Source organism: Pseudomonas sp. BIGb0176, from assembly GCF_024810175.1.
GTDB classification, from domain to species: domain Bacteria; phylum Pseudomonadota; class Gammaproteobacteria; order Pseudomonadales; family Pseudomonadaceae; genus Aquipseudomonas; species Aquipseudomonas protegens.
This window is the reverse complement of sequence record NZ_JANUEC010000004.1, coordinates 459,009-481,849: the sequence shown is the minus strand read 5'-3', so window position 1 is coordinate 481,849 and position 22,841 is coordinate 459,009. Positions and strand designations below refer to the sequence as shown.

Here is a 22,841-nt window from a genome sequence, read left to right as displayed (position 1 = left end):
TCAAGCGGGTTTTTTTGTGCCCGGGATTCAGGCTTTCTGTTCGAAGGCCACATAGACCTTGCGGCAGGGCTCCAGCACTTCCCAGGTGCCCTTGAAGCCGGCCGGGATCACGAAGCGGTCGCCGACTCGCAGAGTCTTGGCATTGCCGTCGTGATCACGCAGTACCGATACGCCCTGGAGGATCTCGCAGTATTCGTGCTCGGTGAAGTTCACCGTCCACTGGCCTACGGCGCCTTCCCAGATCCCGGCATTGAGCTGGCCGCACGGGCTGGCGTAATGGTTGAACACCGCTTGCTCGGGGTCGCCCTTGAGGATTTTTTCCGCAGCGGGGCGGTAGCGTTCGCCCTCGGTGGTGGCCTGGCTGAAGTCGACGACGTTGTGGATGCTCATTGTTGTATTCCCCCGTGATTGCGGCGCGAGTGGCTATGAAGGCCAAAGTCTATGTTTATTAAAATGCACATAGCAATGGCGTTTGCCCGGGCTTTGTCAAATATATTGAAAGTACAGGTGTCGCTGGTTTAGGGTGGCGGGTGCCTTTGGCCGAAAACAGGCTGGCCGGGCAGAATTCTTCAGCAGTGCCGGCGTAGTTCGCATGGCGCTTGTATACAAATAAGAGGAGGACACTCGTATGACCACCCTGACTCGTGCCGACTGGGAACAACGTGCCCGCGACCTGAAAATCGAAGGTCGTGCCTACATCAACGGCGAATACACCGCATCGGCTTCCAGCGACACCTTCGAATGCATCAGCCCGGTAGACGGTCGCGTACTGGCGACCATCGCCAGCTGTGATGCCGCCGATGCCCAGTGCGCCGTGGAAAACGCCCGCGCCACCTTCAACTCCGGCGCCTGGTCGCGCCTGGCGCCGGCCAAGCGCAAGTCGGTGATGATCCGCTTTGCCGGCCTGTTGAAGCAGCACGCTGAAGAACTCGCGCTCCTGGAAACCCTGGACATGGGCAAGCCCATCAGCGACTCCCTGGATATCGACGTTCCCGGCGCCGCCCAGGCCCTGAGCTGGAGCGGCGAGGCCATCGACAAGATCTACGATGAAGTCGCTGCCACCCCTCACGACCAGTTGGGCCTGGTCACCCGTGAGCCGGTAGGCGTGGTCGCGGCCATCGTGCCGTGGAACTTCCCCCTGATGATGGCTTGCTGGAAACTGGGCCCGGCGCTGTCCACCGGTAACTCGGTGATCCTCAAGCCTTCGGAAAAATCCCCGCTGACCGCCATCCGCATCGCTGCCCTGGCAGTGGAAGCCGGGATTCCGGCGGGCGTGTTCAACGTACTGCCAGGCTACGGCCACACCGTCGGCAAGGCCCTGGCCCTGCACATGGACGTGGACACCCTGGTGTTCACCGGCTCCACCAAGATCGCCAAGCAGTTGCTGGTCTACTCCGGCGAATCCAACATGAAGCGCGTGTGGCTGGAAGCCGGCGGCAAGAGCCCGAACATCGTGTTCGCCGATGCTCCGGACCTGCAGGCCGCCGCCGAATCCGCTGCCAGCGCCATTGCCTTCAACCAGGGCGAAGTCTGCACCGCCGGCTCGCGCCTGCTGGTGGAGCGCTCCATCAAGGACAAATTCCTGCCGCTGGTGATCGAGGCCCTCAAGGGCTGGAAGCCGGGCAACCCGCTGGACCCGGCCACCAATGTCGGTGCCCTGGTGGACACCCAGCAGATGAACACCGTGCTGTCCTACATCGAAGCCGGGCATGCCGATGGCGCCAAGCTGGTGGCCGGTGGCAAGCGCACCCTGGAAGAAACCGGTGGCACCTACGTCGAGCCGACCATTTTCGATGGTGTCAGCAACGCGATGAAAATCGCCCAGGAAGAGATCTTCGGCCCTGTACTGTCGGTGATCGCCTTCGACAGCGTGGAAGAGGCGATCCAGATTGCCAACGACACGCCTTACGGCCTGGCAGCTGCGGTGTGGACCGCCAACATCTCCAAGGCCCACCAGACCGCCAAGGCCCTGCGTGCCGGCAGCGTCTGGGTCAACCAATACGACGGCGGCGACATGACCGCGCCGTTCGGCGGCTTCAAGCAGTCGGGCAACGGTCGCGACAAGTCGCTGCATGCGTTCGACAAGTACACCGAGCTGAAAGCCACCTGGATCAAGCTCTGAGTCTTGTCGTTTGAGGCGGGGCAGTGCCCCGCCTGATGTCGATCCATAGCGCAGCCGGACTTTCCGCAAGGGGAGTCCGGCTGTGTTGTCTGTGCCTTGCGAAACAATGATCCACAGGAGCGTGGAAATGCGTTGGGCGACCTATTTCGCCGTTTTGGCCGCAGTCTTGAGTGTCGGCCTGGCCCTGGGCGTGACCATGCCCCTGGTGTCGTTTCGTCTCGAAAGCTGGGGCTACGGGCCTTTTGCAATTGGCGTGGTGGCGGCGATGCCGGCCATTGGCGTGTTGCTCGGGGCGAAGATCTCCAGCCGCCTGGCGGCGCGCTTCGGCACCGCCAGCCTGATGCGCCTGTGCCTGTGGGGTGGGGCGATCTCCATTGCCTTGCTGGCGCTGCTGCCCAGCTATCCGTTGTGGTTGGTACTGCGCCTGATACTGGGAGTGGTCCTGACCATCATCTTCATTCTGGGGGAAAGCTGGATCAATCAGCTGGTGGTGGAGCAGTGGCGTGGCCGGCTGGTGGCGCTGTATGGCGCAAGCTATGCCTTGAGCCAGCTGGCCGGGCCCCTGCTGTTGGGCGTGCTGGGTACTGAGCATGATTACGGCTTCTGGACCGCGGTGGGTTTGCTGGTGGTATCACCGCTCCTGCTGTTGGGGCGCAGCGGGGCGCCGAGCACCGAGTCGTGCAGCGTGACCCTGTTTGACCTGTGGCACTTCTGTCAGAAGTTGCCGGCGATTGCCTGGGCAGTTGCATTGTTCGCTACTTTCGAGGCGCTGATTCTGACCCTGCTGCCGGTATATTGCCTGAGCCAGGGGTTCACCGAAGACATTGCCCTGGCCATGGTCAGCACCGTGGTGGTGGGGGATGCACTTTTGCAACTGCCGATTGGCGCCCTGGCGGATCGGATTTCCCGGCGCGGCCTGTTCACCGGCTGCGCGGTGATCCTGCTGTGTTCCAGCCTGGCCATTCCGCTGTTGCTGGGCACCGTGCTGATCTGGCCACTGTGGGTGTTGTTCGGGGCCAGCGCCGGGGGCTTGTTCACCTTGTCGCTGATCCTGATCGGGGAGCGTTACCGCGATGATGCACTGGTGCGGGCCAATGCCCATGTGGCGCAGCTCTGGGGCATTGGCTGCCTGATCGGGCCGCTGGTGGCAGGGGCCGGCAGCCAGTGGGTGAGCGGCCACGCCATGTTGCTGCTGGTGGCGGCCGGGGCTTTTGGCTTGCTTGTCCTGCTGCTGCGCCAGGGGGCCTTTGGCGAAGCCCAGGCTGCGTTGTAGCCACTCAGAGCATGCGTTCCAGGCCGATGCGGGTGCTCAGCCAGGCATTGAAGCGGCGCCACCAGTTACCGGGTTCATGGCCCAGGCTGTGCAACTGGCCCTGGTCCTCGGTCACCCAGACCAGCTTGCCGTCCAGCAGCTTGACCTGGTAGCTCAGGGCCGGCGCCATCCCCTGCAGGGCCAGGGCGCGGACATGTTCAGCCAGCTCGGGGCTGTCCACCAGCACCCCGACCTCGGTGTTCCACAGCACCGAACGGGGGTCGAAGTTGAACGAGCCGATGAAGCTCTTTCGTCGGTCGAAGATCATCGCCTTGCTGTGCAGGCTGGAGTCGGAGCCCTTGTAGGAGCCGCTGTGGAACAGGTGCGGCCCGCTGCCACCGCGCTCGCCGGGTTGTCGGCGCAGTTCGTAGAGCTTCACTCCATGTTCCAGCAATGCCTTGCGATAGGGCGCATAGCCGCCATGCACCACTGGCACGTCGGTGGCTTCCAGGGAGTTGGTCAACAGGCTCACCGAGACTCCGGCGTCCGCGCGCCCGGTCAGGTACACCAGCCCAGGCTGCCCCGGAACGAAGTAGGCCGAGATCATGATCAGCTCCTTGCCGACCCCGCTCAGTTCCGGTGCCAGCTGGGTGGTGAGCAGCAGGTGCGGGTCGGGGTCACCCTTGGCCAGGACCTTGGCCGGAGCGTCCCACAGGGCCTGGTTCCAGGCCCAGATCAGTTCCTTGCGCCAGATGTCCATGCGCGGCTGGGTCTGGTAGGTCATTAACTGCCGGTACAGCGCCTGGTTCTGCCGGCGGCTGTCCTGCAAGGATTCCTCGAGGCGCAGCCGGGTGTTGTCCAGCGCCTTGGTGGAAGGTGTGCTGGACAGGAACTCGCCGATGGGGCGGCTCAGGGCGCTGTTCCAGTACTGGTCGAAGCTGTGGCCCAGTTGCTCGGCCACCGGACCCACGCTGAACATGTCGATGTCGGTGAAATTCAGGTTGGGCTGGGCGTCGAAGTATTCATCCCCCAGGTTGCGCCCGCCCACGATGGCCACGCTGTTGTCTGCCAGCCAGAGCTTGTTGTGCATCCGCCGATGCTGCTGCGACAGGTTGAACAGGCGGCCCATGGCCCGGGTCAGGCCGGTGCTGCGGCCCAGGTGCAGAGGGTTGAACAGGCGGATCTGGATCTGCGGGTGGGCGGCCAGGGTGGCGATGATCTGGTCCAGGCCGTCGCTGGTGGTGTCGTCCAGCAGGATGCGTACCCGCACGCCACGGTCGGCGGCCTTGAGCAGCTCGTCCACCAGCATGCGGGTGCTGATGCCGTCGTGGACGATGTAGTACTGCAGGTCGAGGCTGCTTTGCGCGTTGCGGATCAGCTCGGCGCGGGCCATGAACGCTTCGGTGCTGTTGGGTAGCAGGCGAAAGCCGGAACGCCCCTGGTAGGGTGCGGCCTGGGCCCGGATCGACTGGGCAAAGCCCGAATCACGGGCGGGCAGGGCCTGGCTGGGTTGGTACGGCACCTCGCGGGTAGCGCAGCCGCCCAGCCCGAGGCTCAGCAGCAGAAGCCAGGTGAAGGCCTGTATAGGGTTCAAGTCAGGTCATCTCGCATCACGGCACGGGTTGGCATGGGACGGCTGGCTTCCTGCTTCGGGTCGGGGTCAGTCCGAGGTTTCACTGAGCAGCTTGATGGCTGCAGCGCCGACCTTGCGTACCGCGTCTTCGATCTGCGCGGTTGGCTTGGCAGCGTAGTTCATCCGCAGGCAATTGCGGTACTTGCCCGAGGCGGAAAAGATGCTGCCCACGGCAATCTGCACCCCTTGCTCGAGCAGCACTCGGTTGAGCTTCAGAGCATCAAAGCCCTCGGGGAGTTCGATCCACAGCATGAAACTGCCCTGTGGCCGGCTGGCGCGAGTGCCGGCGGGGAAGTAGCGGCTGACCCAATCGAGCATCAGGTCACGATTGCGCTGGTATTGGGTGCGCATTTTGCGCAAATGCGGCTCGAAGTGCCCGCTCTTGAGAAACTCGGCGATGGCTACTTGGGGCTGCGGGGCCGTGGAGCCGGTGCTGATGTATTTCATGTGCAGTACACGTTCCAGGTAGCGACCGGGCGCTACCCAGCCGATGCGCAGGCCTGGGGCCAGGGTTTTCGAGAACGAGCTGCACAGCAGCACCCGGCCATCATCGTCGAAGGACTTGATGGTGCGCGGGCGCGGGTAGGTGTAGGCCAGTTCGCCATACACATCGTCCTCGATGATCGCCACGTCGAAGCGCTGGGCCAGGGTCAGCAGTGCCCGCTTGCGCGGCTCCGGCATGATGTAGCCCAGGGGGTTGTTGCAGTTGGGCGTCAACTGTATGGCCTTGATCGGCCACTGTTCCAAAGCCAGTTCCAGAGCTTCCAGGCTGATTCCGGTAATGGGGTCGGTGGGGATCTCCAGGGCCTTCATGCCCAGGCCCTTGAGGGTCTGCATGGCGCCGTGGAAGCTCGGCGAGTCCACGGCGACGATATCCCCCGGCTCGCAGATGGCGCGAATGCTGGTGGACAGCGCCTCGTGGCAGCCGGTGGTGATCACCAGGTCGCCGGCCCCCAGCTGGCAGCCGGAATCCAGCATCAGTCGCGCGACCTGTTCGCGCAGCTCCAGCACGCCGTAAATGTTGTCGTAGTGCAGGCCTGGCATGTCCTGGCGCCGGCTGAGGCGGGCCAGGGCCCGAAGCAGAGGCTTGAGGGTGGGGGTGGTGATGTCCGGCATGCCGCGGCCCAGTTGCACCACGTCCTTGCGCGGCACGGCGCGAATCAGTTCCAGCACCTGGTCCCACTGCGAGATCTCTACCGGTCGCTGGGCCGGGCGGCCAACGGCGGGCAGGGCGGGCAGTTCGCGGCTGGGCGGCACGAAGTAGCCGGACTTGGGCTTGGGCATCGCCAGGCCGTTGTCTTCCAGCAGGCGGTAGGCCTGCTGCACGGTGCTCAGGCTGACCCCGTGCTCGACGCTCAGGGCGCGCACTGAGGGCAGTCGATCGCCGGGGCGGTAGAAGCCCTGCTCAATGCGGGTGCCCAGGAGTTCGGCGAGGTTGACGTAGAGGGTCATGGCATTGGCTCGTAGTGGGGGCGCGAGGACCGGTACAGATGGGGCAAAAATACAGGATTCAGCAGGATTTTTGGCAAAACTGTATGGAGTTAATACCGCTGTATTGAGTCTGTAATGGTTTTTGCGCACCAAGCATCCTATTGGCTCATGGCAACTTTGAGCAAACAGGAGCAATACAGATGAACGGCTTGAGCGATGTGCGTCTGTCGTTACGGAGTCAGGAGCTGCAGGCAGAGCAGGAGCAGGCACTGGCGGCACGCCTGCCACGCTCCGCACCGCCTGGGCTGAGCCCGCTGGGTCTGTACTGGCATCGGCTGCGCACGCGCAAGGCGTTGCTGGAGCTGACTGCCGAGCAGTTGCGCGATGTCGGCCTGAGCCGGGAAGAGGCGCGGGCCGAAGGTCTCAAGCCGTTCTGGCGGCTGTAGGCCGACGCCGCGCAGCCACGGGGAGGGTCAGAGCAGTTCCTTCAAGCGGTGCCAGAGCATGCCCAGGGCCAGCAGCGGCGAGCGCAGATGCTTGCCGCCCGGGAAAGTGATGTGCGGCACCTTGGCGAAGAGGTCGAAACCGCCGCCGTGCTGGCCGCTGATGGCCTCGCCCAGCAGCTTGCCCGCCAGGTGCGTGGCATTCAGGCCGTGGCCCGAATAGGCCTGGGCGTAATACACATTGGGCTGGTCCTTGAGCCGGCCGATCTGCGGCAGGCGGTTGGCGCCGATGCCGATCATGCCGCCCCACTGGTAGTCGATCTTCACTGCGGCCAGTTGCGGGAACACTTCCAGCATCTTCGGCCGCATGTAGGCGGCGATGTCCTTGGGGTCACGGCCCGAATAATGACAGGCACCCCCGAACAGCAGGCGCCGGTCAGCCGAAAGGCGGTAGTAGTCCAGGGCCACGCGTTGGTCGCAGACCGCCATGTTCTGCGGCAGCAGTTCCTGGGCCAGGGCCGGGCTCAAGGGTTCGGTGGCGATGATGTAGCTGCCGGCCGGAAGCACCTTGCCCCCCAACTCCGGATTGAGATCGTTGAGGTAGGCGTTGCAGCCCAGTACCAGGGTCTTGGCCCGGACGGTGCCGCGACTGCTGTGGACCTTGACCTCGGGGCCGTAGTCGATGCGGGTCACCGCAGAGTGCTCGAACAGTTGCACCCCCAGTTGCTGCGCCGCCCGGGCTTCGCCCAGGGCCAGGTTCAGCGGGTGCAGGTGGCCCGAACCCATGTCGATCAAGCCGCCAACATAGCGCTTGGAACCCACCACGCTGTGCATTTCATCGGCCTGCAGCAGCCGGGTCTGGTGGCGATAGCCGAGGCTGCGCAGTTCCTCGGCGTCTTCGGCGAAGCCGGCAAGGTCGGCCGGCTTGTTGGCCAGGTCGCAGTAGCCCCAGGTCAGGTCGCAAGGGATCTGGAAACGCTCGATGCGTTGGCGGACGATCTCCACCGCCTCCAGCCCCATGAGCTTCATCTGCCGCACTCCGTCCTCGCCTATCACCTTGGTGAACTGGTCGAGGCCGTGGCCGACGCCGCGAATCAACTGCCCGCCATTGCGCCCGCTGGCGCCCCAGCCGATCTTGTGCGCCTCCAGCAGGACCACGCTGAGGCCACGCTCGGCCAGTTCCAGCGCGGTGTTGAGCCCGGAAAAACCGCCCCCGACCACGCACACATCGGCTGTCAGATCGCCCGCCAACGCTGGGTAGTCAGGTTGCGGCAGGCTGCTGGCGGCATAGTAGGAAGCGGCGTGCTGAAGGCTGGCGGGCATGGGATGCGTCCTGATGATGGTGTCGGTAAAAATGCGCGGAGCATAAGTCGGGCCTTTGCGCCGGGGCAACCGCAGGACGCCCGGTCCTGTCTGCCGCCAGGCATTTAGGGCAGAATTCACGGCTATTCATGCCCCGGTAGTCTTTTTCATGAGCTGTAACCGTCAAATCGTCCGCAGCCTGCGTCAGCAGATTCCCTCTTTCGAGTGCGTTCCCGGCTGCCACGACTGCTGCGGCCCGGTGACCACCTCGCCGGAGGAAATGTCCCGCCTGCCGCGCAAGACCGCTGCCGAGCAGGAAGCTGCCATGGACGAGCTCAACTGCGTGCACCTGGGGCCCAACGGTTGCACCGTGTATGACGAGCGTCCGCTGATCTGCCGCCTGTTCGGCACCACGCCGAGCCTGCCTTGCCCCAACGGCCGGCGCCCGGTGGAGATGATCCACCCCCGGGTCGAAAAACAGATCCACGACTACATGGCCAGCACTCGCCAGGTCCTGGTCTAGCCCCGCGCCCCCGGCTTGCCGGAAGGCTGCACCCTCTCGCTTCAATCCGGAATCGGCAGGCTCAGGCTCTCCTTCACTTCTTCCATGACGATGTAGCTCTTGGACTCGCGCACGTGGGGCAGCTTGAGCAGGATGTCCCCCAGCAACTTGCGGTAGGACGCCATTTCCGAGATCCGCGCCTTGACCAGATAGTCGAAGTCGCCGGACACCAGGTGGCACTCCAGCACGTGGGGCAGCTTCAGCACCGCCCGGCGAAACTCCTCGAAGGTATCGCCGGACTTGTAGTCCAGGCTGATCTCGACGAACACCAGCAGGCTGCCCTTGAGGTGCTGCGGATTGAGCCGCGCGTTGTAGCCCATGATGATCCCTTCGCGCTCCAGGCGGCGCACGCGCTCGGTGCAGGGGGTGGTGGAGAGGCCCACTCGCTCCCCCAGCTCGGTGAAGGAAATGCGTCCGTCGGCCTGGAGTATCCGCAAGATATTGCGATCGATCTTGTCCAGGGCCCGACGGGTCTGATGGTTGGTGCGCATAGGGGATGCCCCTCCGTGAAAAGCAATATCGCCGAGAATTCTCGCCAAATATAGGCGGTTATATAGTGAAAATCACTGCTCAATGTTTCTTACACTGCGCCCATCTTTGCTCTGAATAACAAACGTCAGCGGTCAAGCCGCGATGAGGATATGAAAATGCGCGTTCTGGTCTTGGGCAGTGGCGTTATCGGAACCACCAGTGCCTATTATCTGGCTCGAGCCGGATTTGAAGTGACCGTAGTGGACCGTCAGCCGGCCGCCGCCATGGAAACCAGCTTCGCCAACGCCGGCCAGGTCTCGCCTGGCTATGCGTCGCCCTGGGCCGCTCCGGGTGTACCGCTCAAAGCCATCAAATGGCTGCTGCAGCGCCACGCGCCACTGGCGATCAAGGCCACGGCCGACATCGACCAGTACCTGTGGATGGCACAGATGCTGCGCAACTGCACCGCCAGCCGCTATGCGGTGAACAAGGAACGCATGGTGCGCCTGTCCGAATACAGCCGTGACTGCCTCGACGAGTTGCGAGCGGAAACCGGCATTGCCTACGAAGGCCGCAGCCTGGGCACTACCCAGCTGTTCCGAACCCAGGCGCAGCTGGACGGTGCGGCGAAAGACATCGCCGTGCTCAAGGAATCCGGCGTGCCGTTCGAACTGCTGGACCGCGAAGGCATCGCCCGGGTCGAGCCGGCCCTGGCCAACGTCACTGACATCCTCGCCGGTGCCCTGCGCCTGCCCAACGACCAGACTGGCGACTGCCAGATCTTCACCACGCGCCTGGCGGAAATGGCCAGCAAGCTGGGTGTGGAATTCCGCTTCGGCCAGGACATCCAGCGCATCGACTTTGCCGGTGACCGGATCAACGGCGTGTGGATCGACGGCAAGCTGGAAACCGCCGACCGCTACGTGCTGGCCCTGGGCAGCTACTCGCCGCAATTGCTCAAGCCGCTGGGCATCAAGGCGCCGGTGTACCCGCTCAAGGGTTACTCCCTGACCGTGCCGATCACCAACCCGGCCATGGCCCCGACTTCCACCATCCTCGACGAAACCTACAAGGTCGCGATCACCCGTTTCGACAACCGGATCCGGGTCGGCGGCATGGCTGAGATAGCCGGTTTTGACCTCTCGCTCAATCCGCGCCGGCGTGAAACGCTGGAGATGATCGTCAACGATCTCTATCCTCAGGGCGGCGACCTGTCCCAGGCCAGTTTCTGGACCGGGCTGCGTCCCACTACCCCGGATGGCACGCCGATTGTGGGCGCCACGCCGTTGCGCAACCTGTTCTTGAACACCGGCCACGGTACGCTCGGCTGGACCATGGCTTGCGGTTCCGGTCGCCTGCTGGCGGACCTGATGGCCAAGAAAAAGCCGCAGATCAGCGCCGAAGGCCTCGATATTTCCCGTTACGGTAACCCTCAGGAGTCAGCTAAACATGTCAATCCAGCGCCAGCTCACCAATGAGCGCATGAGCCAGATTGTTGTCCACGGCGGTACGGTGTATCTGTCCGGGCAAGTCGGTGATGACATGCAGGCCGGGATCGAACAGCAGACCCGCGAGACCCTGGCCAACATCGAACGCCTGCTGGATCTGGCCGGTACCGACAAGAGCAAGCTGCTGTCGGTGACCATCTACCTGAAGGACATCGATGCCCACTTCGCTGGCATGAACAGTGTCTGGGACCAGTGGCTGCCAAAAGGCGTGGCGCCGGCCCGGGCCACGGTCGAAGCCAAGCTGTGCGAACCGGAAATCCTGGTCGAGCTGTCCGTAGTGGCCGCTCTGCCTTAAGCGACAAGATCCCTCTCCCGGTGCCGGTGGCGGCTCGCCGTTATCCAGCACCGGTTTTTTATTCCCCATGACCGCCTAGAAGTCTGCCGCCATGCGCCCTGCCCGTGCCCTGATCGATCTCCAAGCCCTGCGTCACAACTACCAACTGGCCCGTGAAACCTCGGGAGTTCGTGCTCTCGCGGTGATCAAGGCCGATGCCTACGGCCATGGCGCGGTGCGCTGCGCCCAGGCACTGGAAGGCGAGGCCGACGGTTTCGCCGTGGCCTGCATCGAAGAAGCCCTGGAGCTGCGCGCCGCGGGCATTCGTGCGCCGGTGCTGCTGCTGGAAGGTTTTTTCGAAGCATCCGAGCTGGCGCTGATCGTCGAGCATGATTTCTGGTGCGTGGTGCATTCGCTGTGGCAACTCGAAGCCATCGAGCAGGCGGCCGTGGCCAAGCCACTGACGGTCTGGCTCAAGCTGGACTCGGGCATGCACCGGGTCGGCCTGCATCCCAAGGATTACCAGGCGGCGTATCAGCGCCTGCAGGCCAGCGGCAAGGTCGAGAAGATCGTGCTGATGAGCCACTTTGCCCGCGCCGATGAACTGGACTGCCCGCGTAGCAGCGAGCAGGTGGCGGTATTCGAAGCGGCTCGCCAGGGCCTCGGAGCGGAAATCAGCCTGCGCAATTCGCCGGCGGTCATGGGCTGGCCCAGCGTACCTAGCGATTGGGTGCGCCCGGGCATCATGCTCTACGGTTCGACGCCGTTCGAAGAAAACAACTCAGTGGCCGCGCGCTTGCAGCCGGTAATGACCCTGGAGTCCAAGGTGATCTGCGTGCGTGAACTGCCGGCCGGCGAGCCGGTGGGCTACGGCGCCAGGTTCATCACCGACAGGCCAATGCGCATTGGCGTGGTGGCCATGGGGTATGCCGACGGTTATCCGCGCCATGCGCCTACTGGTACGCCGGTACTGGTGGCCGGCCAGCGCAGCCGCCTGCTGGGCCGGGTGTCCATGGACATGCTGTGTGTCGACCTGACGGACGTGCCCCAGGCCGGTCTTGGTTCGACCGTGGAGTTGTGGGGCAAGAACATCCTCGCCAGCGATGTTGCGCAGGCCGCCGATACCATCCCTTATCAGCTGTTCTGCAACCTGCGCCGGGTGCCGTTGGTGTACTGCGAAGGCTGAGATTCCGTGGGCTGTACCGAAAGTCGCCTTCCCGGGGGGAATCGGGAGCAAGTGTTGTAAATACTGAACGCTGTCGCCATGATAACGCTCAATTACAACAACGCCTGATTCCCGCCTAGGAGGCTGCCGCATTGGACGTCGGTGAACGACTGCAATCCATCCGTAAACTGAAAGGTCTTTCCCAGCGTGAACTCGCCAAGCGTGCGGGCGTCACCAATAGCACCATTTCAATGATCGAAAAGAACAGCGTCAGCCCCTCGATCAGCTCGCTGCGCAAGGTGCTGGGCGGCATTCCCATGTCCATGGTGGAGTTCTTTTCCGAGGAAATTCTCCAGGAAACGCCTTCTCAGATCGTCTACAAGGCCCACGAACTGATCGATATCTCCGATGGTGCGGTGACCATGAAGCTGGTGGGCCGGGCTCATCCGAGCCGCGCCATTGCCTTCCTCAACGAGATCTACCCGCCGGGTGCCGATACCGGTGAAGAGATGCTCACCCATGACGGCGAGGAAACCGGGATTCTCCTCGAGGGGCGCCTGGAACTGGTGGTAGGGCTTGAAACATTTGTCCTCGAAGCCGGCGATAGCTACTACTTTGAGAGTACGAAGCCGCACCGTTTCCGTAATCCGTTCGATGTTCCGGCGCGGCTAATCAGCGCAGCCACTCCAGCGAACTTCTAGATCAAGAGGCGTCCTGCAAGGCTTGCAGAGAGGCCCCCAGCGACATTTTGCCGCGAATAAGACCCCTTCGACTTTGGGGTTGTTTCAGTGTGGCGGGCTAACCGTTATACTTTCGCCCGCCTGCGAAACCGTGGCCGCAGGCGTGACTAGCCACCATTGAGGGTGTACGCGTGAACCTAATTATGAAAATGCTGGCCGCACCAGCAACCGTATTGGCCCTTTGGGCAGTCAGCGCTCAAGCTGCGACTAATGATGATATTGCCAAGCGTCTTGAGCCTGTCGGCCAGGTCTGCGTCCAGGGGCAGGAATGCAAGGGTATGGAAGTGGCCGCCTCTGCGGGCGGTGGCGGTGGCGCGAAATCCCCGGATGACGTGATCGCCAAGCACTGCAACGCTTGCCACGGCACCGGCCTGTTGGGCGCACCGAAAATCGGTGACACCGCAGCCTGGAAAGAGCGCGCCGATCACCAGGGCGGCCTCGACGGCATCCTGGCCAAGGCCATCACCGGGATCAACGCAATGCCGCCTAAAGGCACTTGCGCCGATTGCTCCGATGACGAGCTCAAAGGTGCAATCCAGAAGATGTCCGGCCTGAAATAAGCCGCCATCTTCAGCGAAAAAGCCGCTTACGAGCGGCTTTTTTGTGGGCGTAATTTGCCCTGTGTACTGGTCAATGCAGCAAACTCCCGGCAAGCTCGGTCCAACCTCAATTCATGGACGGTCCCCGGAGGGTCAGATGCTGCAATCCTGTTCTATCGAGCATGCGGTGGATGAAGTGCTCGCGCGTTTGCCGCAACACATTCACATGGGCATGCCCCTGGGGCTGGGTAAACCCAATCGTTTCGCCAATGCCCTGTACCGGCGCATCGCCGGGATGCCGGAACGCCAGCTGACCATCTACACCGCTTTGAGCCTGGGCCGGCCGGCCCTGGGCGACGGTTTGCAGAAGCGCTTTCTCGAACCCTTCGTCGAACGGGTATTCGGTGACTACCCGGAGCTGGATTTTCTCGCTGACCTGCATCGCGACAGCCTGCCGGCGAACATTCGCGTCAAGCAGTTCTTCATGCAGCCCGGCAGCCTCCTGCACAGTGCCCCGGCGCAGCAGGACTACGTCAGCAGCAACTACAGCCATGCCGCCCGGGACATCAACGCAGCCGGTCTGAACCTGGTGGCGCAACTGCTGGCCAGGGACCCGCAAGACGCGGGACGCCTGAGCCTGAGCTGCAACCCGGACATCACCCTCGACATGTTGCCGATGATTGCCAAGCGCCGGGCGCAGGGGGAAACCATCCTGATCCTCGGCCAGGTCCACAGCGACCTGCCCTATATGCCGGGGGACTCGGAAATCGATGCCGCGGACCTCGACCTGCTGATCGACGAAGAGGAACGCAGTACGTTGTTCTCCACACCGAACATGCCCGTGGGCATCCAGGATCATTGCATAGGCCTGCACGCCAGCACCTTGGTGCGCGACGGCGGCACCCTGCAGATCGGCATTGGCTCCATGGGCGATGCGCTGACCGCGGCCTTGCTCGCACGGCAGGCGGACAACGAGGGCTACCGCGCACTGCTGGCAGACCTGCAGGTGGATTACTGGCAGCCGCTGATCGATCGCGAAGGGGGTGTCGAGCCCTTTGCCCAGGGGCTCTACGGCTGCAGCGAAATGTTCGTCAACGGCCTGCTGGCCCTGGCCGACGCGGGCATCGTGCGGCGCAAGGTGTACCCGACGGTGGCGCTGCAAGAGCAAGCCAATGCCGGCACCCTGGATCCGGATTCGGCTGTCGGCGGGGTCTCGATCCATGGCGGTTTCTTCCTTGGCCCGCGCAGCTTCTATCAGCGCCTGCGGGAGCTGCCCAAGAGCAGGCTGGCGCAGTTCAACATGACCGCCATCAGCTACATCAACGAGCTGTATGGCCATGAGGAGCTCAAGCGTCTGCAACGCCGGGATGCGCGCTTTATCAACAGCGCCTTCACCATGACCCTGATGGGTGCGGCGGTGTCCGACCAGTTGCAGGGCGGGCGCGTGCTGAGCGGGGTGGGCGGGCAATACAACTTCGTCGCCCAGGGCCATGCCCTGGCGGATGCCCGCTCGGTGCTGATCCTGCGCAGCTGGCGCGAGTCGGCGGGGGAAGTGAGCTCCAACATTGTCTGGGAATACGGCCACTGCACCATCCCCCGTCACCTGCGGGACATCGTGATCACCGAGTACGGCATCGCCGATCTGCGGGGCAAGACGGACGCCAAGGTGATCGAGGCGTTGCTCAATATCAGCGATTCACGCTTCCAGGCCGGATTGATCGAGCAGGCACAGAAAGCCGGCAAGCTGGCGAAGGACTTTCGTCTGGAGCCGCGTTTTGCCGACAACAGCCCACAGCGTTTGCAGAACATTCAGGCGCGTCATCGCCACCTGTTCCCGGAGTATCCGCTGGGCAGTGATTTCAGCGCCCAGGAGCGCGATCTGCTGCGGGCGCTGAACTGGCTCAAGAGCAAGTTCAAGCTCAGCGAGATCCTCGAGCTGGGCAAGGCGGCACTCGACGCACCGGAGCCCGCGGCGTTTGCCGAGCACTTGGAACGCATGGGGCTGGAGAAACCCGAAGGCCTGCGTGAAGACCTGTACCAGCGGTTCCTGCTGGCGGGTCTGCAGGCCACGGCCCCCAACTTGTCGTAGGAGACGGCTTGCCGGCGAATGGGCCTTCAAGTCTTGCGCTGCTCTCAAGGGCGTCTTCGCTGGCAAGCCAGTTCCTACACAAGTCTGTTGCTCTGGCGGGCGGGGTTACTCGATGAAGGTGACCACGCCGCCGGCCAGGGATTTGACCCGGGCCAGGGATTCCACGCGGTAGCCCTGGGAGTCCAGTTCGGCACGGCCGCCCTGGAACGACTTCTCGATGACGATGCCCAGGCCGGCCACGGTGGCGCCGGCCTGCTTGATGATCGAGATCAGTGCCTGGGACGCCTTACCGTTGGCCAGGAAGTCGTCGATGATCAGCACGCGGTCGCTGCTGGTCAGGTGCCGCGGGGAAATGGCGACGGTGCTTTCCACCTGCTTGGTGAAGGAGTACACGGTGGCCGACAGCAGGTTCTCGGTCAGGGTCAGGGACTGGTGCTTGCGGGCGAAGATCACCGGCACGCCCAGGTTCAGACCGGTCATGATCGCCGGGGCTATCCCTGAGGCTTCGATGGTGACGATCTTGGTGATGCCCGAATCCTTGAACAGCGTGGCGAATTCGTCGCCGATCAACTTCATCAACTGCGGGTCGATCTGATGGTTCAGAAAGGCGTCGACCTTCAGTACTTGATCGGAAAGCACGATGCCTTCTTCGCGAATTTTCTTGTGCAGTGCTTCCACGGAGCTTCCTCTACTGGCCACGTCTGGGCCAAAGGTCTGTTAAAAAATAGTCGATTTTAACGCTTTAACATCGCGCGTATATCCGCCAAGGCGCTATTGCCGCGAACGGCCTTCACTTCGGTCGGGGTGTCGTCGTTGCCTTCCCAGGCCAGATCGTCCGGGGGCAGCTCATCGAGGAAACGGCTCGGCGCGCAGTCGATGATTTCACCGTACTGCTTGCGCTTGGCTGCAAAGGTAAAGGCCAGGGTCTGACGCGCGCGGGTAATGCCCACGTAGGCCAGGCGCCGTTCTTCCTCGATGGTATCGGCTTCGATACTGGAGCGGTGCGGGAGGATTTCCTCTTCCATGCCCATGATGAACACGTAGGGAAATTCCAGACCCTTGGAGGCATGCAAGGTCATCATCTGCACGCCCTCGGCGCCGTCTTCCTCTTCCTGCTGACGTTCCAGCATGTCGCGCAGGACCAGCTTGCCGATGGCGTCTTCGACGGTCATCTCGCCGTCTTCGTCTTTTTCCAGGGTGTTCTTCAAGGCCTCGATCAGGAACCAGACGTTGCCCATCCGGTAGTCCGCCGCCTTGTCGCTGGAGCTGTTGGTGCGCAGCCAGTTCTCGTAGTCGATGTCCATGACCATGCTGCGCAGGGCGGAAATCGGGTCTTCGCCGGCGCACTGTTCGCGGACCCGGTCCATGAAGCGCTTGAAGCGCGCCAGGCGGTCGGTGAAACGGCTGTCCAGATGTTCGCCCAGGCCGATTTCGTCGGTGGCGGCGTACATCGAGATCTTGCGTTCGGTGGCGTAGTTGCCGAGTTTTTCCAGGGTCGTGGAGCCGATTTCCCGGCGCGGCACGTTGATCACCCGGAGGAAGGCGTTGTCGTCATCCGGGTTCACGATCAGGCGGAAGTAGGCCATCAGATCCTTTACTTCCTGGCGTCCGAAGAAGCTGTTACCGCCGGACAGGCGATAGGGCACCTGGTGGTGCTGCAGCTTCAGTTCGATCAGCTTGGCCTGGTAGTTGCCCCGGTAAAGAATGGCGAAGTCGCTGTAGGGGCGGTCGGTGCGCAGGTGCAGGCTGAGGATTTCCATGGCCACCCGTTCGGCCTCGGCATCTTCGTTGCGGCAGCGGATCACGCGGATCTCGTCGCCGTGGCCCATCTCGCTCCACAGCTGCTTTTCGAATTCGTGGGGGTTGTTGGAGATCAGCACGTTGGCGCAGCGCAGGATACGGCTGGTGGAGCGGTAGTTCTGCTCCAGCATCACCACTTTCAGGGACGGGTAGTCGTCCTTGAGCAGCATCAGGTTTTCCGGGCGTGCGCCGCGCCAGGCGTAGATCGACTGGTCATCGTCGCCCACCACGGTGAACTGGTTGCGCTTGCCGATCAGCATCTTCACCAGCAGGTACTGGCTGGCGTTGGTGTCCTGGTATTCGTCCACCAGCAGGTAGCGCACCTTGTTCTGCCATTTCTCCAGGATGTCGGCGTGCTCTTCGAACAGCTTCACCGGCAGCAGGATCAGGTCGTCGAAGTCCACTGCGTTGAACGCCTTGAGCGTGCGCTGGTAGTGGGTGTAGACGATGGCGGCGGTCTGTTCCTTGGGGTTGCGGGCGTTTTCCAGGGCCTCGGCGGGCAGGATCAGGTCGTTCTTCCACGAGCCGATCATGTTCTTGATCTCGTCGACGCCGTCGTCCCCGGAATACTCCTTCTGCATGATGTCGGTCATCAGGGCCTTGACGTCGGTCTCGTCAAAGATCGAGAAGCCCGGCTTGTAGCCCAGCCGCACATGTTCCTTGCGGATGATGTTCAGGCCCAGGTTGTGGAAGGTCGAGACCGTCAGGCCACGGCCTTCGCCACTGCGCAGCAGGGTGCCGACCCGCTCCTTCATTTCCCGCGCGGCCTTGTTGGTAAAGGTCATGGCGACAATGTACTGGGCGCGGATGCCGCAATTCTGGATCAGGTGCGCGATCTTGCGGGTGATCACGCTGGTCTTGCCGGAGCCTGCGCCGGCGAGCACCAAAAGAGGGCCGCCGACATAGTTCACGGCTTCTTGCTGCCGGGGATTGAGTCGGGACATGACGGTAAAAAGGGATCGGTTACGAAAAGGGCGGGCATTTTAACAGGCTGGACGGATTCTGCTGCCTCTGTCCGACTTGTGACGCACAACGCGATCTAAATTTGCCGGTTTTGATACTTTCCCTCAGGATGCGCGCTGAATATGCGTCTAATGTTCGAGTTAGAGCGGTACAAGAAATTGCGTATGATAATCAATATCAATTGTTATTGTTTATTTGCGCGCCATAATGCCCGCCGCCAACTTAATTTGCAGAGTCTAGGGAGCTAGCTTGTCTAAGCCTGTCGAACCCTTGCGTTTGCTGCTACTGGCTGAAGAGCCGGTGTGGACAGCGTTGTTGCGCGAGTGTGTCGCTCCGTTGGGAGACTCGGTGGTATTGATCAGTGCTCCCAGCTGGGAGTCTGTCAGCCGTTTGTTTGAAGACGACCGCAACGCGGTCCTGTTGACACTTCCTCATTTGCAGCCCGGCCCCGGGCGTTGCAGCCTGCCCACCGTGTTGCTGCTGGACCAGGAACCGCCCGTAGCCCCTGTAGGCGTCAGCGACTGGCTGGTGAGTTCCTGCCTGAGTACCGATGCCCTGCGCCGTTGCCTGCGCCATGTACGTGAGCGCGGCCTGCTGGAAAACACCCTGCAGCGCCTGGCCGAACAGGACCCCCTGACCGGCATCGCCAACCGCCAGGGGTTCCAGACCTTGCTGGCCGCGCGCCTGGCGGAAAACGAAGGTCGTGGCCTGGCCCTGGGCCATCTCGATCTGGACAATTTCCGCCACGCCAACGATGCCCTGGGCCACCAGGCCGGCGACCGGCTGATCCTGCAGGTGGTCTCGCGCCTGAAAAGCCAGCTTGAGGCCGGCGATCAACTGGCCCGCCTGGGCAGTGATGAGTTTGCCTTGCTCATCGACACCCGCCGCGCCCCACAGCGGGCCGAGTGGATGGCCGAGCGCATCACCGAAGCCATGGCCGAGCCCTATTGGGTCGATGGCGAAAGCTTGCTGATCGGCTGCAGCCTGGGGATTGCCCATGCCCGGGCCAATGCCGGCGCCGACCCGCTGATGTGGCATGCACACATCGCCATGCAACAGGCCAAGAGTACCCAGGGCTGCACCTTTCATATCTTCAACGAGCGGATCAATCGCAACGCTCGCAGCCTGGCCGACCTGGAAAGCGAACTGCGCCGTGCCCTGCGCCGCGACGAACTGGAGTTGCACTACCAGCCCCGGCTGAACCTGCATGACGGCAAGATCGTGGGCCTCGAAGCCCTGGTGCGCTGGCGCCATGGCGAGCGCGGCCTGCTGCCGCCCAGCGAGTTCGTGCCCCTGGCCGAGCAGAGCGGGCTGATCGTGCCCCTGGGCTACTGGGTGATTTCCCGAGCCCTGCGGGACATGCAGGCCCTGCGCGAACGCGGCCTGCCGCCCTTGCACATGGCGGTGAACCTGTCGTTCCGCCAGTTCCAGGACAGCCAACTGCTCTCGACCCTGAGCCGCCTGATTGCCGAGCGCGGAGTCGAGGCCCAGTGGCTGGAATTCGAATTGACCGAGACCGCAGTGATGCGCCGCAGTGACCTGGTGAAGCAGACCATGGATGCCCTGGGTCGCCTGGGAGTGCGTTTCTCCCTGGACGATTTCGGTACCGGCTTCTCTTCCTTCGTCCACCTCAACAGCCTGCCCATTACCCTGCTCAAGGTGGACAAGAGCTTTGTCGGCGGCATGGAGCAGCGCGAAGAGAACCGCAAGCTGGTCCACGCCATGATCAACCTGGCCCATAACCTGAACCTGAATGTGGTGGCCGAAGGCGTGGAGACGGCGGAACAGCTGGCCTTGCTGCGGGGCTTTGGTTGCGACCAGGCCCAGGGCTATCTGATCAGCAAGCCGCTGCCCCTGGCGGAACTGATGGACTATCTGACCTTCGGCAGCAGCCAGCAGGCGCTGCAGGAAGGGACGGTTTAAACCGGCGTCGGTTCGGGCTCAATCCGCCTGGCCGGCCTGGAGAGTCATGGCCGGCACGGGCGGCTCGCGCCGGATCATGCGGCGCATTCGCCACTCGAATGCCAGGGTCAGGCTGATGGCCGCACACGCCAGCCCCAGGGCCAGGCCCCACCAGACACCGGTCGGCCCCCAGCCCAGGGTGAAGGCCATCAGCCAGGCCGAAGGTGCGCCAATCAGCCAGTAGCAGCCCAGGCCCACCAGGAAGGTAGTCTTGGCATCCTTGAGGCCCCGGATCGCGCCCATGGCAATGGTCTGGGTGCCGTCGAACAGCTCGAACCAGGCGGCCACCGCCAGCAGGCTCACGGCCAGCCGGATCACCTCGGCGAAGGCCGGGTCGTTGTGGTCGAGGAACAGCCCGATCAGTTGGTTGGGCAGCAGCCAGAAGATCATGGCGAACCCCAGCATCGCCACCGCGCCAAAGGCGATGCCCACGCGCCCGGCCAATCGTGCATCGAGCAATTGCCCGGCGCCGTAATGCTGGCCGATGCGCATGGTGATGGCGTAGGAAATCCCCGCCGGCACCATGAACGCCACCGAGACGATCTGCAGGGCGATCTGGTGCGCTGCCAGTTGCGTGCTGCCCATGGTGCCCATGCACAGGGCGGCGAAGGCAAACAGCCCGACTTCCACCGCGTAGGTGCCGCCGATGGGCAGGCCCAGGCGCCACAGTTCCCGCAGGTAATGGGTGTTCAGCCGGGACAGGCCCTGGCGCAGAGGGTACGCGGCGTAGGCCGGGTGGCGCTTGATGTGCCAGGCCAGGGCCACGGCCATGCAGTTGGCGACGATGGCGGTCACCAGGCCAATGCCCACCAGGCCGAGCTTCGGCAGGCCGAACATGCCGGTGATCAGCGCGTAGTTGAGGAGGAAGTTGGCCACGGTGCCGCCCAGGCTGATGACCATCACCGGCGTGGCCCGGCCGATGGCGCTGGTGAAGCCGCGCAGGGCCATGAAACTCAGGTAGCCGGGCAGGGCGAACGGCAGGATCAGCAGGAACTGGCCGGCGGCGTGGACGTTGCTTTCGGTCTGGCCGAACAGCAACAGCAGCGGCTTGAGGTTCCACAGCAGCAGGCCGGCCACCAGGGCCATCAGCCAGGCCAGCCAGAGCCCGGCCTGGGTCAGGCGCGCGGCGCCCTCGATGTCGCCAGCGCCCTGGCGGATCGCTACCAGCGTGCCCACCGCGGCAATCACGCCGATGCAGAAGATTGATACGAAGGAGTAGCTGGCCGCACCCAGGCCGCCGCCGGCCAGGGCCTCGGGGCTCAGGCGGGCCATCATCAGGGTGTCGGTGAGGACCATCAGCATGTGCGCCAGCTGCGAGGCGATCAGCGGCCCCGCCAGCCGCAGGATGGCCCAGAGTTCGGTACGTGCTGGATGCTGCATGGTCATCAGGCTCGATCAGGAGAAAGTCCGGGAGAGCGCTGATTCTCGGCGCTCTTGGCCCATAGCACAAAGGGATAAAAACGATTGCTGGCATGATTAAAACTCATGCGAAGCACTTTCTGGTAGCGTGGCCCTGTCCCGTCCTGGAGTGCCTGCATGTCCCGTCGTCTTCCTCCGCTGTATGCCCTGCGCGCCTTCGAGGCAGCGGCCCGGCACAGCTCGTTCACCCGGGCAGCCGAAGAGCTGTCGATCACCCAGAGTGCGGTCAGCCGGCATATCCGGACCCTGGAGGATCACTTCGCTTGCCGGCTGTTCCAGCGCAGCGGGCGCAACTTGCAACTGACCGAGGCGGCGCGCTTGCTGCTGCCGGGGATACGCGAGGGCTTCGGTGCCCTGGAACGGGCCTGCAATACCCTGCGTGCCGAAGATGACATCTTGCGCATGAAGGCGCCCTCGACCCTGACCATGCGCTGGCTGTTGGCGCGACTCAGCCGCTTCCGCCATTTGCAGCCGGGCAATGAGGTGCAGCTCACCAGTGCCTGGATGGATGTGGACTCGGTGGACTTCAACCAGGAGCCCTTCGACTGCGCGGTGCTGCTGAGCAATGGCCACTTCCCCCCGGACTGGGAGGCCAGCTACCTGTTTCCCGAACTGCTGATTCCGGTGGGCGCGCCGAACCTGCTCAATGATCAGCCCTGGGACGTGGCGCGCCTGGCCGCCACCGAGCTGTTGCACCCGACCCCGGACCGCCGCGACTGGCGCAGTTGGCTGGAGCACATGGGCCTGACCGACCAGGTGTCCCTCAAGGGCGGGCAGGTGTTCGACACCCTGGAGCTGGGGATGATTGCCGCCGCGCGGGGTTACGGCGTGTCCATGGGGGACTTGCTGATGGTGGCCGAGGATGTGGCCCAGGGTCGCTTGAGCCTGCCCTGGCCGACAGCGGTGGCCAGTGGCCTGAACTACTATCTGGTGTGGCCCAGGACCCGGCCCGGAGGCGAGCGTTTGCGGCGCCTCAGCGACTTCCTTCAGGGCGAGGTCCAGGCCATGCAACTGCCCGCCGTAGAGCGCCTGGGCTGAAACGTTGCAGTACCCGGCTGGTGGGGCGTGCAAATATCCCTGCAAAGCGCTCAAGTATTGGCTTGTGCCGCCGAATCCATGGGTTATGGAACCAGCGTTCAGGAAGGTCCTAACTGATTAAAAATCTT

Annotated in this window: 20 protein-coding genes; 12 read left to right on the top strand and 8 right to left on the bottom strand. The window is 63.3% G+C overall.

Translation table 11 applies throughout. The features are described from left to right. Positions 1-27 precede the first annotated feature (27 nt). The gene (locus M2395_RS25295; protein ID WP_015637468.1) at positions 28-390 is read right to left on the bottom strand and encodes a cupin domain-containing protein; all 363 of its coding nucleotides are present in this window, start codon (positions 388-390) and stop codon (positions 28-30) included. A gap of 238 nt (positions 391-628) precedes the next feature. Between M2395_RS25295 and M2395_RS25290 the strand changes: the two genes are divergently transcribed. Both M2395_RS25290 and M2395_RS25285 read left to right on the top strand, forming a co-directional pair. Further along, positions 629-2,122, top strand: a complete 1,494-nt coding sequence (locus M2395_RS25290; RefSeq protein ID WP_123431109.1) for an aldehyde dehydrogenase — start codon at positions 629-631, stop codon at positions 2,120-2,122. Between the two features lie 127 nt (positions 2,123-2,249). Beyond that, on the top strand, positions 2,250-3,395 hold the full coding sequence (locus tag M2395_RS25285; protein WP_011064216.1) for an MFS transporter: 1,146 nt from the start codon (positions 2,250-2,252) through the stop codon (positions 3,393-3,395). A 4-nt stretch (positions 3,396-3,399) separates the two neighbouring features. Here M2395_RS25285 and M2395_RS25280 read toward each other — a convergent pair whose 3' ends face one another. Beyond that, positions 3,400-4,968 carry a phospholipase D family protein gene (locus M2395_RS25280; protein WP_015637466.1) on the bottom strand — a complete coding sequence of 523 codons (1,569 nt, stop codon included), beginning with the start codon at positions 4,966-4,968 and terminating at the stop codon, positions 3,400-3,402. Positions 4,969-5,034: 66 nt separating this feature from the next. Further along, the gene (locus tag M2395_RS25275; RefSeq protein ID WP_011064214.1) at positions 5,035-6,459 is read right to left on the bottom strand and encodes a PLP-dependent aminotransferase family protein; all 1,425 of its coding nucleotides are present in this window, start codon (positions 6,457-6,459) and stop codon (positions 5,035-5,037) included. Between the two features lie 179 nt (positions 6,460-6,638). Between M2395_RS25275 and M2395_RS25270 the strand changes: the two genes are divergently transcribed. Further along, positions 6,639-6,884 (top strand): DUF1127 domain-containing protein, encoded by a 246-nt coding sequence (locus tag M2395_RS25270; protein WP_011064213.1) that lies wholly within the window; start codon positions 6,639-6,641, stop codon positions 6,882-6,884. 27 nt (positions 6,885-6,911) lie between these two features. On the opposite strand, the gene M2395_RS25265 is transcribed toward M2395_RS25270, so the two are convergent. Next, positions 6,912-8,204: an FAD-binding oxidoreductase gene (locus tag M2395_RS25265; RefSeq protein ID WP_011064212.1), complete on the bottom strand. Its 1,293-nt coding sequence runs from the start codon at positions 8,202-8,204 to the stop codon at positions 6,912-6,914. Between the two features lie 148 nt (positions 8,205-8,352). Here M2395_RS25265 and M2395_RS25260 point away from each other — a divergent pair, with 148 nt between their 5' ends. After that, on the top strand, positions 8,353-8,706 hold the full coding sequence (locus tag M2395_RS25260) for a YkgJ family cysteine cluster protein (RefSeq protein WP_011064211.1): 354 nt from the start codon (positions 8,353-8,355) through the stop codon (positions 8,704-8,706). A 41-nt stretch (positions 8,707-8,747) separates the two neighbouring features. Here the strand turns inward: M2395_RS25260 and M2395_RS25255 are convergent, their stop codons facing one another. Next, entirely contained in the window at positions 8,748-9,236 is a 489-nt protein-coding gene (locus M2395_RS25255) for an Lrp/AsnC ligand binding domain-containing protein (RefSeq protein ID WP_011064210.1), read from the bottom strand. Between the two features lie 156 nt (positions 9,237-9,392). Between M2395_RS25255 and dadA the strand changes: the two genes are divergently transcribed. The 6 genes from dadA to M2395_RS25225 all read left to right on the top strand — a co-directional run bounded on the left by dadA (position 9,393) and on the right by M2395_RS25225 (position 15,531). Next, positions 9,393-10,694, top strand: coding sequence for a D-amino acid dehydrogenase (dadA, locus tag M2395_RS25250; protein ID WP_041120381.1), 1,302 nt, complete (start codon positions 9,393-9,395; stop codon positions 10,692-10,694). Next, the gene (locus M2395_RS25245; protein WP_011064208.1) at positions 10,666-11,019 is read left to right on the top strand and encodes a RidA family protein; all 354 of its coding nucleotides are present in this window, start codon (positions 10,666-10,668) and stop codon (positions 11,017-11,019) included. Before dadA ends, M2395_RS25245 begins: the two co-directional genes overlap by 29 nt. A 91-nt stretch (positions 11,020-11,110) precedes the next feature. Next, entirely contained in the window at positions 11,111-12,184 is a 1,074-nt protein-coding gene (gene alr / locus M2395_RS25240; RefSeq protein ID WP_015637463.1) for an alanine racemase, read from the top strand. 131 nt (positions 12,185-12,315) lie between these two features. Beyond that, the gene (locus M2395_RS25235; protein WP_015637462.1) at positions 12,316-12,864 is read left to right on the top strand and encodes a cupin domain-containing protein; all 549 of its coding nucleotides are present in this window, start codon (positions 12,316-12,318) and stop codon (positions 12,862-12,864) included. A gap of 182 nt (positions 12,865-13,046) precedes the next feature. Next, on the top strand, positions 13,047-13,463 hold the full coding sequence (locus M2395_RS25230) for a cytochrome c5 family protein (protein ID WP_011064205.1): 417 nt from the start codon (positions 13,047-13,049) through the stop codon (positions 13,461-13,463). Between the two features lie 136 nt (positions 13,464-13,599). Continuing rightward, entirely contained in the window at positions 13,600-15,531 is a 1,932-nt protein-coding gene (locus M2395_RS25225; RefSeq protein ID WP_123431108.1) for an acetyl-CoA hydrolase/transferase C-terminal domain-containing protein, read from the top strand. Positions 15,532-15,636: 105 nt separating this feature from the next. On the opposite strand, the gene M2395_RS25220 is transcribed toward M2395_RS25225, so the two are convergent. Further along, positions 15,637-16,209 (bottom strand): xanthine phosphoribosyltransferase, encoded by a 573-nt coding sequence (locus tag M2395_RS25220; protein ID WP_011064203.1) that lies wholly within the window; start codon positions 16,207-16,209, stop codon positions 15,637-15,639. Between the two features lie 56 nt (positions 16,210-16,265). Continuing rightward, the gene (gene rep / locus M2395_RS25215; protein WP_011064202.1) at positions 16,266-18,275 is read right to left on the bottom strand and encodes a DNA helicase Rep; all 2,010 of its coding nucleotides are present in this window, start codon (positions 18,273-18,275) and stop codon (positions 16,266-16,268) included. A 268-nt stretch (positions 18,276-18,543) separates the two neighbouring features. On the opposite strand from rep, the gene M2395_RS25210 reads away from it, so the two are divergent. Then, the gene (locus tag M2395_RS25210; protein WP_011064201.1) at positions 18,544-20,217 is read left to right on the top strand and encodes a bifunctional diguanylate cyclase/phosphodiesterase; all 1,674 of its coding nucleotides are present in this window, start codon (positions 18,544-18,546) and stop codon (positions 20,215-20,217) included. An 18-nt stretch (positions 20,218-20,235) separates the two neighbouring features. Here M2395_RS25210 and M2395_RS25205 read toward each other — a convergent pair whose 3' ends face one another. Further along, entirely contained in the window at positions 20,236-21,642 is a 1,407-nt protein-coding gene (locus M2395_RS25205; protein ID WP_011064200.1) for a NorM family multidrug efflux MATE transporter, read from the bottom strand. 150 nt (positions 21,643-21,792) lie between these two features. Here M2395_RS25205 and M2395_RS25200 point away from each other — a divergent pair, with 150 nt between their 5' ends. After that, entirely contained in the window at positions 21,793-22,713 is a 921-nt protein-coding gene (locus M2395_RS25200; protein ID WP_011064199.1) for a LysR substrate-binding domain-containing protein, read from the top strand. The last annotated feature ends 128 nt before the right edge of the window (positions 22,714-22,841 follow it).

Excerpts from the sequence above, each read along its gene's own strand:
- M2395_RS25270 (WP_011064213.1), top strand. The coding sequence starts at position 6,639 with ATGAACGGCTTGAGCGATGTGCGTCTGTCGTTACGGAGTCAGGAGCTG.
- M2395_RS25295 (WP_015637468.1), bottom strand. The coding sequence starts at position 390 with ATGAGCATCCACAACGTCGTCGACTTCAGCCAGGCCACCACCGAGGGC.
- M2395_RS25230 (WP_011064205.1), top strand. The coding sequence starts at position 13,047 with ATGAAAATGCTGGCCGCACCAGCAACCGTATTGGCCCTTTGGGCAGTC.
- dadA (WP_041120381.1), top strand. The coding sequence starts at position 9,393 with ATGCGCGTTCTGGTCTTGGGCAGTGGCGTTATCGGAACCACCAGTGCC.
- M2395_RS25290 (WP_123431109.1), top strand. The coding sequence starts at position 629 with ATGACCACCCTGACTCGTGCCGACTGGGAACAACGTGCCCGCGACCTG.
- M2395_RS25255 (WP_011064210.1), bottom strand. The coding sequence starts at position 9,236 with ATGCGCACCAACCATCAGACCCGTCGGGCCCTGGACAAGATCGATCGC.
- M2395_RS25265 (WP_011064212.1), bottom strand. The coding sequence starts at position 8,204 with ATGCCCGCCAGCCTTCAGCACGCCGCTTCCTACTATGCCGCCAGCAGC.
- M2395_RS25205 (WP_011064200.1), bottom strand. The coding sequence starts at position 21,642 with ATGACCATGCAGCATCCAGCACGTACCGAACTCTGGGCCATCCTGCGG.
- alr (WP_015637463.1), top strand. The coding sequence starts at position 11,111 with ATGCGCCCTGCCCGTGCCCTGATCGATCTCCAAGCCCTGCGTCACAAC.
- M2395_RS25225 (WP_123431108.1), top strand. The coding sequence starts at position 13,600 with ATGCTGCAATCCTGTTCTATCGAGCATGCGGTGGATGAAGTGCTCGCG.
- M2395_RS25275 (WP_011064214.1), bottom strand. The coding sequence starts at position 6,459 with ATGACCCTCTACGTCAACCTCGCCGAACTCCTGGGCACCCGCATTGAG.
- M2395_RS25200 (WP_011064199.1), top strand. The coding sequence starts at position 21,793 with ATGTCCCGTCGTCTTCCTCCGCTGTATGCCCTGCGCGCCTTCGAGGCA.
- M2395_RS25245 (WP_011064208.1), top strand. The coding sequence starts at position 10,666 with ATGTCAATCCAGCGCCAGCTCACCAATGAGCGCATGAGCCAGATTGTT.
- M2395_RS25285 (WP_011064216.1), top strand. The coding sequence starts at position 2,250 with ATGCGTTGGGCGACCTATTTCGCCGTTTTGGCCGCAGTCTTGAGTGTC.
- rep (WP_011064202.1), bottom strand. The coding sequence starts at position 18,275 with ATGTCCCGACTCAATCCCCGGCAGCAAGAAGCCGTGAACTATGTCGGC.
- M2395_RS25260 (WP_011064211.1), top strand. The coding sequence starts at position 8,353 with ATGAGCTGTAACCGTCAAATCGTCCGCAGCCTGCGTCAGCAGATTCCC.